This window comes from Porphyrobacter sp. ULC335 (assembly GCF_025917005.1).
Taxonomy (GTDB): domain Bacteria; phylum Pseudomonadota; class Alphaproteobacteria; order Sphingomonadales; family Sphingomonadaceae; genus Erythrobacter.
In genome coordinates this window covers 3,506,829-3,520,224 of the sequence record NZ_CP078091.1, presented here as the reverse complement: position 1 = coordinate 3,520,224, position 13,396 = coordinate 3,506,829, and the positions used below count along the sequence as shown (strand labels likewise).

9 protein-coding genes are annotated in these 13,396 nt (G+C 61.4%); 6 read left to right on the top strand and 3 right to left on the bottom strand.

Annotated elements, in window-relative coordinates; all coding sequences use genetic code 11:
- The first annotated feature begins 4 nt into the window (after window positions 1-4).
- Window positions 5-2,002, top strand: a complete 1,998-nt coding sequence (locus KVF90_RS16875; RefSeq protein WP_264392707.1) for a hypothetical protein — start codon at window positions 5-7, stop codon at window positions 2,000-2,002.
- 29 nt (window positions 2,003-2,031) lie between these two features.
- Here the strand turns inward: KVF90_RS16875 and KVF90_RS16870 are convergent, their stop codons facing one another.
- The 3 genes from KVF90_RS16870 to KVF90_RS16860 are packed head-to-tail and all read right to left on the bottom strand — an operon-like array spanning window position 2,032 to window position 3,569.
- Window positions 2,032-2,973 (bottom strand): HEPN domain-containing protein, encoded by a 942-nt coding sequence (locus KVF90_RS16870; RefSeq protein WP_264392706.1) that lies wholly within the window; start codon window positions 2,971-2,973, stop codon window positions 2,032-2,034.
- 46 nt (window positions 2,974-3,019) lie between these two features.
- A complete protein-coding gene (locus tag KVF90_RS16865) occupies window positions 3,020-3,241 on the bottom strand; it encodes a conjugal transfer protein TraD (protein ID WP_264392705.1) in 222 nt (73 codons plus the stop codon).
- A gap of 22 nt (window positions 3,242-3,263) precedes the next feature.
- The gene (locus tag KVF90_RS16860) at window positions 3,264-3,569 is read right to left on the bottom strand and encodes a conjugal transfer protein TraD (protein ID WP_264394583.1); all 306 of its coding nucleotides are present in this window, start codon (window positions 3,567-3,569) and stop codon (window positions 3,264-3,266) included.
- Between the two features lie 172 nt (window positions 3,570-3,741).
- Here KVF90_RS16860 and traA point away from each other — a divergent pair, with 172 nt between their 5' ends.
- The 5 genes from traA (at window position 3,742) to KVF90_RS16835 (ending at window position 13,394) form a co-directional block, all read left to right on the top strand.
- Complete coding sequence (traA, locus tag KVF90_RS16855; RefSeq protein ID WP_264392704.1) at window positions 3,742-6,681, top strand: Ti-type conjugative transfer relaxase TraA; 2,940 nt, start codon at window positions 3,742-3,744, stop codon at window positions 6,679-6,681.
- A gap of 405 nt (window positions 6,682-7,086) precedes the next feature.
- Window positions 7,087-9,783, top strand: coding sequence for a TrlF family AAA-like ATPase (locus tag KVF90_RS16850; RefSeq protein ID WP_264392703.1), 2,697 nt, complete (start codon window positions 7,087-7,089; stop codon window positions 9,781-9,783).
- A 38-nt stretch (window positions 9,784-9,821) separates the two neighbouring features.
- On the top strand, window positions 9,822-11,237 hold the full coding sequence (locus KVF90_RS16845) for a Shedu immune nuclease family protein (RefSeq protein WP_264392702.1): 1,416 nt from the start codon (window positions 9,822-9,824) through the stop codon (window positions 11,235-11,237).
- A gap of 274 nt (window positions 11,238-11,511) precedes the next feature.
- Complete coding sequence (locus KVF90_RS16840; RefSeq protein WP_264392701.1) at window positions 11,512-12,210, top strand: hypothetical protein; 699 nt, start codon at window positions 11,512-11,514, stop codon at window positions 12,208-12,210.
- The gene (locus KVF90_RS16835; RefSeq protein WP_264392700.1) at window positions 12,207-13,394 is read left to right on the top strand and encodes an XRE family transcriptional regulator; all 1,188 of its coding nucleotides are present in this window, start codon (window positions 12,207-12,209) and stop codon (window positions 13,392-13,394) included. Before KVF90_RS16840 ends, KVF90_RS16835 begins: the two co-directional genes overlap by 4 nt.
- Window positions 13,395-13,396: the final 2 nt, after the last annotated feature.

The following is a 13,396-nucleotide window of genomic DNA, read 5'->3' as shown; positions in this document are numbered from 1 at the left end:
GATCATGCCCACCAAATCCCCACCTCCGCCGCTCTCGCACAGCGACGGAATCGCTCAAGAAGAGAGCGCTCCCCGCAAGCGGGGCCCGAAGGCAAAGCCCATTGTCGAGTTCCCCGAGGCAAGCACGTCCGACTGGCTTGACCCGCCTCTGTTCCATGAGGCGCTTAGCCTCCATGTGCAGCGCCATGGAGAAACGATCTGTCACCTGCATCGCTCGCTGGCCCATCAAGGCGATCACATCGAGCGCTCGACGCTTCTGCAATGGGCAGCCGGAAAAAAGCTCCCTCGCACGCTCGCCAGCTTTGCGATCCTGAACCGGATCGAACGGCGCTATCGACTTCCGGATGGCTACTTCAAATCGAAGCTGCCCAACCGTAGCCGCGCGCCGTCAGGCCACAAGCGGCTGAAGGGTATCTCTGCCGCAGAACGAAGGCGCATTGCCTGGCACCTGCCGGACGACTTCGACGCTCGCCCCGCTGCAGAGCGGCGGGAGATTCTCGACTGGGTGCAGACAGTCATAATATCCGGAGCGACCGAATATCGCCGCTATCAGGCCGCAGCGTCACGTGATCGCTTTGCCATCCGCTTTCCGGACCTCACCGGCCGCAGGCGACAAGCTAGCGATCGCAGGGAAGATAACGACGACGAGCGCCTCCTCGACGACGTCGAACGGGAAATCCTCGATGCGACCGTGGACGCGCCGCCTGCCCTAGCAGCAGAAGTCGCCGATCTCATCCGCTTCAAGATGTCGACGCTGACCGAAATCGGCTTCCAGCGTAACGGCGTCTGGAACGAGCAAACCGCGTTCCAGAAGATCGAGCATCTCGGTCTCTTGTTCGGCGCGCTGGCAGCCTCTCCCCATGGCAAGGTCTGTGGGCGAGGCGTGCCCGTCCAATCCCTCAGCATGGCGATGCTCGTGTTCCCAGCGGTGTGGGATTGGTACATCAAGTGGCGCGAAACCCGTCGCGGTTGTTATACGGCATGGGAAATCAACATGCTGCATCTCGGCCTTTCGCTTGCCCGCAGCGACACGGGATGGCTGCGGCAGAACCCGGCGCTTGGCGAACGGCTCGTGCCGATCCCCGGGCTCATATCCGAAGAGGACATCTCAGCCGCATTGGCGGACTGGGACGGCGCGTGCGACAGGTTCTACCGGTACGGGACTGCGCGGGCCAAAGAGGTTCAGCGCGTTGCCAAGGTGCATCGCGACCCCTTCGAACCGATCATGGTCGTGCTTGAAGCCGAGAGCCCGGTCGGCAGCTACCGCCTGATTACCGACGAGATCATCCGTCTGATGCCGGACCGCAGGCGCTATCCCCGCGCTGCAGCGGAATCGGTCAGGTCCTTTCTGATGCTGCGCTTCGGTCTTCACCTCGGCCTCAGGCAGAAGAACCTGCGCGAACTGCTGATCTGCCCGCGCGGCACGTTGCCAACGTCTGAGCGACAATTGACGGCGCAGAAGCGCGGGGAGCTTCGCTGGAGTGCCCGCGATGGCGGCTGGGAAGTTTTCATTCCATCATCAGCCTTCAAGAATGCGCATTCGTCCTTCTTCAGGAAGATGCCGTTCCGACTGCTGCTGCCCGATCTCGGCGGGCTTTATCAGCAGATCGAGGCCTACGTGTCGGTGCATCGCGCGGCGCTTCTCAATGGTGCGGAGGACCCGGGGACATTCTTCGTCAAGACCGTCAAAACAACCAGCCGCGACGCCGCTTATGGTCAGAACACCTTCTATGAAGCCTGGCGGCTCATCATCCAGCGCTACGGGATCTACAATCCCTATACGGGGCGCGGGGCGATCAGGGGCCTGCTGCCGCACGGACCACATAACGTTAGGGACGTGCTCGCGACCCACATTCTGAAGTTGACCGGTTCCTATGAGCAGGCGAGCTACGCGATCCAGGACACGCCCGATACGGTCGCCAAGCACTACGGTCGGTTTCTGCCGCAGGACAAAGCCGCGCTAGCCGCACAGATTCTCAACCGCGTGTGGGAGGCAGCCTGAGCAGCCAGCGGGGCTTGACCCCGTTCGTTTCACCGAACCTTGTCAGGCTTGGCCTTCGCGTCAGCTTTGAGCTTTTCGATGCGCTCGGAACACACCTCGTGCACGACACGGCCAAGTTCCTCGACCTGCGCGCCGAGCCATTCGAGTTCTTCTTTGGTAATGCGATAGTGCTTTGAGTAGCGGGCCTTGACGTACGCATCTTTAAGCTTCTCAAATCGCGCATGATCACGCTTGATTTCGCGAGGCCAGACATAGGTGAGGCGCGGATCGATGCGCTCAGCCTGAGTACGAAGAAAGGCAAGATTATGGTTGTGGGGGGTGTAGAAAGTGCAGACGAGCAAGATGCAGTGGTAGAGACGCTCTGTTGCTTGGTGCATGTTGAATGCCGCTTCGCGCAGCCCGCCTTCGCCGACTAGGAACTCAGCAGCTTTCTTGAAGCGGCTTGCGCTCGGGAACCACTCCTCGAAGTACTCCGTCGCCATCGCCAGCGCCTGCGTCGGCGTCTTCGGTTTGGGCGTGTGCAGCTCGGTGTCGTCGGACTGATAGACCGCGATCCCTTCGGCCTTCACGTCCATGAAGAAGTAGCGTCCGTGGGCGAGCCCGTCGTTCACCTCCTGCAGGGTATGGACGATGAAGTTGACCGGCGTCTGGAGCGTGCCGGTCAGGCCATATTCGCGCATCAGCCGCTCATCGAGCTTGGCCCAGTACTTCACCCGATCGGTGAGCCGCTTGTCACTGACGATAATCAGCAGATCGAAGTCCGAGCGGTAGCCCTTGGCAGTGTGGGGTTCGTCGACCCAGGTGCCCCGCGCATAGCTGCCATAGAGGATGACCTTGAGGATGCGTCCGGCCTTCTTCCATTCGTGTTTGGCGAGCGCGAAGGCGTCGTCGAACTCCTCGAAGATCAGCTGCACCACGCGCTCAAGCTCGCGCTGCTTTTGCGGGGGCAGATGATCAAGATCGGTGCGCATGGTTAGACGAGTGTAGCAGGCGCGGACTCGCGGTGCACCTTTGTTCTTACTCTGTTTGCTCAAAGGCGCGTTTGCCGCGGCGTCGCCACAGGACCAATGCCTGTTCGCGTTCCTCGCCCTGCAATTTGGCAGCAATGGCGAGGAACGCGCCCAGCAGGACGGGCCGGTCATCATCGGTGAGTTCGATCAGGCCTGCCTTCTGGACCAGACCGCCGAGCTCGATCAGTTGCTTTGTCCGCTCGCGGCGCTTGATCTGCCAGTCGCGCATGTCGGAGCGTGCCTTGATGGCTTCAAGCCGATGCAGCGTTGCTGTCAGGCGTGCCAGCGCTGCCTTGCTCGCGTTGAGCTCCTTTGCCAGCGTTACGGCCCTTGCTCTGAAAGAACGCTGCGCCGCGTTTGCGCCAGCTCTCCCTTTTCGCTGGGTCGGAGGTCTCGGCGATGACCAGCAGCGCGCCAGCCAGGGTCTCTGCGTCGATCGTGTCCGCACCGGTAGCGATCACGAGTTCGCCCAGCTGCTGCACACGGCGTTCCTTGAGCTGCTTGGTCTTCTCGGCAAGCGCCTTGAGCTCGGCATCGATATCACGTGGTTTGCGCATCATTGGTCTCCGTTTCGGGGTGATGCGCTGATTGTAGATCGTGATCTCGCCCAAGACGTTAGTGTCGTCGGGACCGTCTGAGACCGGGTAGTCCCGAACAGGATTTTATCATGTGAGGGCGCGCTTATACGTCGTGCCGACGTGGCTTGTGCGGTGTAACTGGATGGCCGTCATGGCGATCTACCACCTTTCCGTGAAGGTCATCAGCCGCTCTGCCGGGCGCAGCGCGGTGGCGGCCGCTGCCTATCGCTCAGCCGGCCGGCTGCACGACGAGCGCATCGATCGCACCCATGACTTCACCAACAAGGGCGGTGTGGTGCACTCCGAGGTGCTGCTGCCGGAAGGCGCGCCCGAGCATCTCTCCGACCGCGAGCAGTTGTGGAACGCGGTCGAAACAGCCGAGAAGCGCAAAGACGCGCAGCTGTCGCGCGAGGTCGAGTTCGCCATTCCGCGCGAGCTGAATCAGGAACAGGGCATCGCGCTCGCCCGAGACTTTGTGGAGGCTGAGTTTGTAGATCGCGGCATGATCGCCGATCTCAACGTACACTGGGATATCGGCGCTGACGGTCTTGCCAAGCCGCACGCGCATGTGATGCTAACAATGCGGGAGGTCGGGCGCGAGGGCGACGAGAACGTCTTCGGTGCGAAGGTCCGCGACTGGAACCGCACCGAACTGGTCGAGCAGTGGCGCGAGCGCTGGGCTGACCACGTCAACCAGCGGCTGGTCGAGCTCGATATCGATGCGCGCATCGATCACCGCAGTCTGGAAGCGCAGGGCATTGGGCTGGAACCGCAGGACAAGATCGGCCCTGCCGCCTCGCGCATGGAAGGGCGCGGGCTTGAGGCGGAGCGGATCGAAGAGCACCGCGCGATTGCCGAGCGGAACGGCGCGAGGATCATTGCCGATCCGGCCATCGCGCTTGATGCCATCACACACCAGCAGGCGACCTTCACGACGCGCGATCTTGCCCGCTTCGTGCACCGCCACAGTGACGGAAAGGATCAGTTCGATCAGGTCATGAGCGCGGTGCGCCGCTCGCCTGATCTTGTTGCGCTCGGCAAGGACGGGCGTGGTGAGGAGCGGTTCACCTCGCGGCAGATGATCGACACCGAGCAGCGGCTGCAGCGTGCGTCGGAGTTGATGGCTGAGCGAAAGCAGCATGCGGTGAACGAGCGCGGTCGGGACGCGGCGCTGGCGCGTGCGGCGGAGCGCGGTCTGATCCTCTCCGGCGAGCAGCGCACGGCCTTCGAGCGCGTGACCGGTGAGTGCGGCCTCGGCGTCGTGGTAGGCTATGCCGGGACCGGCAAGAGCGCGATGCTGGGTGTGGCGCGCGAAGCCTGGGAGAATGCCGGCTTCAATGTTCGCGGGGCGGCTCTGTCGGGCATCGCCGCCGAAGGGCTGGAGAACGGTTCAGGCATTGCCTCGCGCACCATTGCCAGCCTTGAGTACCAGTGGAGCGAGGGGCGCGATTTGCTCACCTCGCGCGATGTGCTGGTCATCGACGAGGCCGGCATGGTCGGCACACGCCAGATGGAGCGCGTGCTGTCCCATGCCGCCGATGTTGGCGCAAAGGTCGTGCTGGTCGGTGATCCGCAGCAGCTGCAGGCGATCGAGGCTGGCGCGGCGTTCCGCGCGATCCATGAGCGGCATGGCGGCGTCGAGATCACCGAGGTGCGGCGCCAGCACGCCGACTGGCAGCGCGATGCGACGCGGCAGCTGGCGACCGGGCGCACTGGACTTGCGATCGCGGCCTATGACGAACGCGGCATGGTGCATGCTGCCGAGACCCGCGAAGCCGCGCGCGAGGAGCTAATCGATCAGTGGGACAGCGATCGGCAGGCAAGCCCGAGCGATACCCGGATCATCCTCACCCACACCAATGATGAGGTGCGCGAACTCAACATGGCGGCGCGTACGCGGCTGCACGATGCGGGCGAACTCGGCGACGACGTGAGCGTCAGCGCCGAGCGCGGGGCGCGGCAGTTCGCCAGCGGAGACCGCATCATGTTCCTGCGCAACGAGCGCGAGCTTGGCGTGAAGAACGGCACGCTCGGCACGGTCGAGGAGGTGACGCCGCAGCGCATGTCTGTGCGGGTCGATGACGGGCGCAGCCTTGCCTTCGACCTCAAGGACTATGCCCATGTCGATCACGGCTACGCCGCCACGATCCACAAGGCGCAAGGTATGACTGTCGACCGGTCGCACGTGCTCGCCACGCCCGGGATGGACAGCCATGGGGCCTATGTGGCGCTATCGCGGCATCGCGACGGCGTTGCGCTGCATTATGGCCAGGACGATTTCGCCGATCAGGGCAAGCTGGTCCGCACGCTCAGCCGCGAGCGCGGCAAGGACATGGCCTCTGATTACGCGCACACCGATCCGGCGCAGACCTTCGCCGAGCGGCGCGGGATCACCTTCCGCGAGCGCGTTGCGGAGATCGTCCGCAAAGTGCCTGAGAAGGTGCGCGGCATTTTTGATGGGTTGCGGTTGCCGAGCGCCAAGGCCGATGTTCCGGAACAGACGTCGCCGGTACGCCAGGTTGTCGAAGATCCGGAGGCAGAGCTGCGCCGCGCCCGCACCAAAGCGCTCATTCGTCACGCGCGCGCGGTGGATGACATCTTCACCGCCCACGATGCAGGCGGCAAGGGTAGCCTCGACCAGCTGCGCGAGCTTCGTGAGGCCCGCAAGGCCTTCGAGGAGCTACGTCCCCACGGTCCGGCCGATGCCGAGGCCGCTTACATCAAAGCCCCGGAACTGGCGCGCGAGGCCAGCAGCGGTCAGGTCCGGCGTGCTGTTCAGGCGCTCCAGCTTGAAACTGAACTGCGCACCGATCCGCAGCGCCGCGCCGACCGTTTTGTCGAACGTTGGAAGGAGCTGAAGCAAAACAGCGAACGCCAATACCGTACCGCCGACATGTCCGGCTACAAGACCACGCGCGTCGCCATGGGCGACATGGCAAAAAGCCTTGAACGCGATCCGCAGCTGGAATCAATCCTGGCCAATCGCAAGCGCGAGCTTGGGATCGGCTACGACACAGGTCGTAGACTAGGCGCGGAGCTCGCGTTCACGCATGGCATCGATCTTGGTCGGGGACGAGGGATCGGGATTTGAGGAGTCATGGAAGAGGAAATTGAGATAAGCGGCCGGCACGAAAATGCGCCTCATCCCGCCCCGTTCCGCTTGGCCTGCCGATCTCTCAAAAGCGGGCAAGAATCGAAGTTGATCTAAGTGGCTGAACTTGGGACTTTGCAGCCATTCCTGAATGACATGGCGAACGGCAGGCCATGCAAATTGCCGCCATCTAGTTCGCTCGCGGCCGACTTCATAGGACGGAAGAACGCGGCCCCATTACCGACTGTCGGGTTCGGACAAGCGCAGCATCAAATCAGCGCAAGAAGAAGTTGGGAGCCGGTGCAAACGAAAAAATGAGCCTCGGACGACGGGCCACCAATGACTTTGCATGACCCCGCGCCTATATCTTTGCCTCGTGGACGAAAAAACATACAGGGGGAATGCGTGGTTGCCGAAGCACTTACGGCATTGAGCAGTGGGGCCAAATTCTTTCGCGGCGACTTGCACATCCACAGTTACGGTGCATCGCACGACGTCAAGGATCCAACGGCGACCCCCAAAGCTATCGTCGAGACGGCGCAAACCGAAAATCTTTCGATTATTGCGCTGACCGATCACAATGAGATTTCGAACGTGCCCCTCGCGATCGAGGCTGGTCGAGCCGCTGGCGTTTTCGTAATCCCCGGCGTCGAACTATCGACGCCTGAAGGTCATCTGCTGTGCTACGCGCCCACAGCCGACGCGCTAGAGCGATTCTTCAACCGGCTCCAAGTCGCGGACCGGCGCACCAGCCTATGCCGCTGCCAGACTGGAATGCTTCAATGCCTAGACCTTCTCGCGGCGGAAGGTGGCTTTGGCGTTATCGCGCATATCGAGTCGGACGGAGCCTTCGAGACGAACGTCGCGCGCTTCACGCCGGCCAAGTTCGACATCCTGTGCCATCCAGCCCTTCAGGGCATCGAGGTGACGAAGGCAGACTGCCCGATATTCTATGACGGTCGCGACACGGATGCCGATCGCCGAAAGGTCGCGGTCGAGCGAATCAGGCGCCTGAAGCTTGGCTCCGAGCAGTATCTCGCGCGAATCCTCAACAGCGACGCGCATACGCTGAACGCTGTTGGCCGGAACGCCAATCGTGACCAGCGCATCACCCGTTTCAAGATGGAGAGGCCGAGCTTCGAGGGCCTGCGGCTGGCTCTAGAGACAGCCGACACGCGCGTGCGGATTGAGGAAGGTCTTCCCGCGATCGTGCCCGTGGTTCGGGCGGTGCAATTCCAGGGCGCGTTTCTCGATGGCGAAGCGATCACCTTCAGCCCGAACCTCACCTGCATCATCGGCGGCCGCGGCAGCGGCAAATCGACCGCGTTCGAAAGCGTGTGCCTGCTCGGGGGGGCGCCGAGTGAAGATGTCACGGTGATCGACAGTGACGTATGGCCCGACATTGTCTCGCTTTGCTATGTCGACGAAACAGGCCAGCAGCATAACCTCGGTCGCAGCAAGTTCGGCGATGTTGAGAATCTGGAGGAGCCTGCGAGCGGTGCTACCGCTTTCCCGATCGAAAGCTATCGCCAGGGCGCAACCAACGAGATCAGCAAGCGGGTGCAGGACGATCCGCTCGCGCTGCTCACTTTCCTCGACAAGCTCATCCAAGTCGAGAAGGAGATCGACAACGAGGATGCTATCCGAGAAGACTTGGTCGAGCTTGCTCCCAAGATCGCCAAGGCTGCTGGAAACGTCGCGCGTATCCCTGAGCGTGAGAAGGAGCTGAAGCTCAAAAGCGACCAGCTCCAGCGACTGCGCGACGGTAAGGGCGTGGAGGTAATCAAGCTCCAGCAGCAGCTCGTCGGGGAGAAGCGCGCACGCACCGCGATCGAGACTGCGCTTGCGAAGTTGGGCGTTGCGGTGACGAGCGAGGCGATCACGGCGATCACCGCCGATATTCGCGCGTCGGTCGCCGACCATGAGATCGAGCTTGGCGCGCCCGAGGCGACGAAGATCGCGACTGACACCGGCACCTATGAGACGGCCGTCACTGGATCGACCGACGCGCTAAAGAAGGTCACCGCGGACTATGTTGCGGGCGTGAAGGCGCAGATCATCGCATGGCGTACAAAGGAGACCGCAACCCAGACCCAGATCGAGCAGAAAAAGCAGGAGCTCCTCAAGCACGGCATCCGGCTCGACATGCCCTTCATCCAGAAGCTGGTTTCTGACGAGGCGACGGCGCGCGACAATGTCAAAAATCTCAAGACTTGGGTTCCGGAACTCGCGCGATTGCGTAAGGAGCATGCCGACCTTCTGAGGCACCGCTGGGCCGCACGGCAGGCCGTGGCGAGGCACCGACAGGCATTCGCGATCCGCGCGTCCGAGGCGCTCAAGGGGACGCTGTCGGATCTGTTCGTCACGTTGAAATTTGACGAAAGCGCGCTCGCGCCTGACGCGGAGCGACTGATCATCGACGCAATGGGGTGGCGGACGCTTCAACACCTGAAAGCGCGGGCGCTCATCAACGATCTCACCCTCCCGGTCTTGCTCGAATGCCTGCGCAAGCGGGACACCAAACCGATTACGGCACTCCGCAACACAGAGACGAAGCAGGCCGTGTTTGGGCAGAATGAGGCGGAGCTTCTGCTCGATCGGATCGGTGACCCCGATCTGCTGAGCCAGCTCGAGACCGTTGCCGTCCATGACCGGCCCAAGCTCAGTGTAACGAAGAAAATGCCGGGCATGGGCGGGTTGTCCAAGTTCGTCCCGCGCGATTTCAAAAAGCTGTCCCTCGGCCAGCAGCAGTCGGTGTTGCTGGCACTGATGCTCACCAGTGAGAGTCGGGCGCCGCTCATTGTCGATCAGCCGGAAGATAATCTCGACAGCGAGTTCATCTACAAAACGTTGGTGCCGGTTATCCGCGCGGCCAAGGAGCGCCGGCAGGTGATCGTAGTCACACATAATGCGAATATCGCGGTTTTGGGCGACGCCGAGCTGATCGTGGCGCTCAAGGCGACATCGGAGAAGGCGACGGTTGTCACTCGTGGGTCGATCGATCACCCGCCGACCTGCGAGGCTGCCTGCAACATCCTCGAAGGTTCGCGCGAAGCGTTCGATCGGCGGGCAGCAGTGTATGGGATCGCCAGGGGTGGCTGACACATGCACCTCCGCGGGCGATCTGGGAGCGCGCTAGAATGCCGTCGGTCCGCCCCTCGGTGTTCAACCAACGCGCGCGCGCGGACGGCGGACCGTTCCTAATCATCGAGACGAACGAGGAGCATGAAGGCTTCAGTGTCGACGTGCTTTTCACAGACACGCCACCCGCCGAACGCATTGGCGACTATCCGGTCGAACGGCTTCTCAACGTGTCGCCGGATCTGTTGCAGATCTACCCGCTCAACGTCCGCCCCGAGAGCGCGGACTATCTGAAGCCGCGCTATGGGAACCTCGATACGATCGCGCTCGGCCGACGGATCGATCAGCCCTATCCGATCCCGACCACCACAGAAGAGGTCGAAGGGCTCCTCGAACTGCTACCCGACGGATTCGCAAAGGACTTCAGGCTGGGCCTCGGATTGCTCTGGGAATATCGTTCGATCTGCGAGACGCTCGAAGCCCAAGGCCATGTCAAATTGCTGATCGTGCATGGCGGTCACGAGACGACACTGGTCGGATCATCGTACACGCTCGGCATCCGCCACTTTCATGAGATGCGCAAGCAGATCAACCGGATCAGCGCGCGCTACCAGCGCGATGCGCGGCACGACAAGCAGCTCCATGCCTATCACGAGCTGCTCCACGCCGCCGACCCTGTGAAGTTCCCTCGGCTGAAGAAGACGCTACGCGCCGACTCGATCGCCGATGCGACAAGCGGCGGGCGTGACCTAGTTACCCTGTCCAAGCGAGACCGCCGCGCGACTGTCGGGCTTGTCCGCTCGAACCTAGCTGCACTGGCCGAGGCCGAACCCGAGGCGCTCCTGTCGCTCAAGACCGAGATCGAGGAGGTGACGCTCGAGCAGCTGATCGTACGGTTTGCCGAGATGCTCGAAAAGCCGCTGCCTGAGGCCAGATGGCAGAATTTCCTGACTCAGAATCCGTTCATCCTCAGCCTCGCCTTCGCGGTACCTGCGATCGTGGTCAAGGAGCAGGCCTACGTCGGCGGGAAACGTCTGAGCGGGCGCGGCGGATCGGTCATCGATTTTCTCGTTGCGTCGGCCTCGACCGGCAATCTAGCGATCGTGGAGATCAAGCGGCCGGCGACGGAACTGCTCGGTGCAAAGCCCTATCGCCAGGAGGTGTACGCGGCCTCCGCAGAGCTCTCGGGGACGATTGCTCAAGTGCTAGATCAACGTGTGAAGCTACAACGTGAGTTGCCGATGCTGAAGGACGAGCCGGGGCGGAGCGACATTCATGACAACGGCATTCGCTGCATCATCGTCGCTGGGCGGACGCCGGGGGGCGGCCCTCAGCGCCGCTCTTTCGAACTAATTCGCGGCACAATGACCGGAGTATCGGTGATCACGTTCGATGAACTGCTCGGAAGGTTGCGCGAGATCCGCTCAGCGCTGAGTACGAAGATCGAGCAACCCATGCCCGCCCCACGGAGCTGATCATAGCGAGCAACGCTAGTATACGCACAGCCCTGTGCGAGGAATACAACAACGCTGAGCGCGAGCAGTCCTTCGAACCTGTCATGGATGGCGGCGAGCTTGAGGCCGACATTACTGCGATATGCACGAGGACAAAGGTAACTTGCGATTGGAATTATAAGCCACGCTTGAAAACGTGGCTCACTGCAGACGAAGAAGACATCTACCAGCCGCATCGCGATCGGTTGACACGAAACTCTTTAACCGTTACACAGAATTGTGCATTGCAGGAAAAATGATCAAGGGCCAGATTCGCATGGACGCTTATGAACGCCTTCGGGTAACGGCAATCACCATCATTGCCCGGGATACCCCAGCCCAGTTCTGGATCGATCTGCGCGAATTGTCGAAGATCACCTATGCGGATGTGTTCGCAGATGTAGCGACCGACCGCAATGTCCTGCCCGATCAGAAGATCGACGACCTGCTCCAGCGGCGGTATTTTCGCATGGAAAAGCTCTTGATCGATCTCGCCGCCAAGTACGGCATGGCGCATTCGATGGGCTTAATCGTGCAGAACAACCGCCGCCATGCCTATGTCTTCAAGGACGAAGTCGCCATGACGCAGTCCTACGTTCAGGCTATCGGTTCGATGCCGCAGCCCGCCAAGTTCCGCGAGCGTCTCGCCAAGGCAATGGATCTGCCGCGTCTTGACCTCGGCGACGAGCCCGACGGGGCATTCATCATGCCGAACGTCTATGGCGTCATCGCCCACAACCCGGTTGGCCGGCGGTTCAATGCCGACGAACAGAAGCTCGGAACGATCCAGCTCTGCGTGCCGGCACACGATTTCAAAGCTTGGGCTGTCGAACTGAGCATCACCGAGATTCTTGCGGCATATCCTGAAGCGCCCAAGAAGAGTGCCCCGAGGCGTTCGCTGCGCTGGAAAAGGCCCAAGGATGATGAAGGTACCGGGACGGACGGCAAAAAATGAGCATCATTGCCCAGGGATTTGTGGGTGCGCGTTTGACCGAGGCGCGCAAGGCGCGGGGAATTAGCGCAACCGACCTCGCTGATATGGTTGGCGTAAGCGTGCAGTCGATTTCCAAGTATGAGAATGACAGGCAGAGCCCCAAGCTGGACGTCGTTCACAACCTCGCCGCCACTTTAAAATTCCCGCACGACTATTTCCTGCGTCCTGCGCCGGAACGCGACGAGCGACCGATTTTCTGGCGCGCCCGGCTATCGGCGCCGCCGCTTGCGCGTGACCGGGCTGAAGTGCGCCTGGAATGGATGAAGGAACTCGTTGATTATCTGGCATCGTTTTTCGAGCTTCCTGCCCTGAACATTCCGGCAATCGAATTTGCTGAAGACAGCTTTGGCAGCTCCGATTTCATCGAGCGGGTGGCCCAGGAAATCCGGGAGTTCTGGGAAATTCGTCCGGGCCCAATGCCGGACACAGTCGAACTGATGGAAAACAACGGCATTCTCGTTTCGAGGATTCATGTGCGCGCCGACAAGCTTGACGCGTTTTCCCAGTGGTCCGATCGCTTTGGCATTCCATTCGTAGTCCTGTCGCGTGACAAGGCAAGCGCGTGCCGGCAGCGCTTCGATGTACTCCATGAGCTCGTCCACATCGTTTGCCATGCCAACATTCCGCAACGACGGTTGAATGACCGGGCCTTCTACAAGGCAGTCGAAAAGCAGGCCGATCAGATCGCGTCGGCTATGCTTCTGCCGGAGGCCGATTTCACGGGCGAGCTTTATGCACCGTCACTCGACGGATTTCTGACCTTGAAGGAACGCTGGGGAGCTTCCGTTGGCGCCATGATCATGCGCAGCAAGCAACTGGATCTGATCGATGACGACGATGCTCGCCGTCTGTGGATCAACTATAATCGCAGGGGCTGGCGGACAGGCGAGCCGTTGGATGGCAAGCTTGCAGTTGAAGAGCCGCAGCTCATCCGGCGCAGTTTTGAAATGCTGATAGAAGAAGGTGTGCAATCTGCGAGCCAGATTCTCAAAGCCCTGCCACTACCCATTCCTGATTTGGAAGAATTGGCCGACCTCGAACCAGGCACGCTCTCTGGAATCAGCGACCGTAGGGCAACGCCGGTCCTGAAAGACGAGTTCAAGCAGCAGTCCAACGTAGTCTCTATCTTCGGTGACAAGGACTGAAC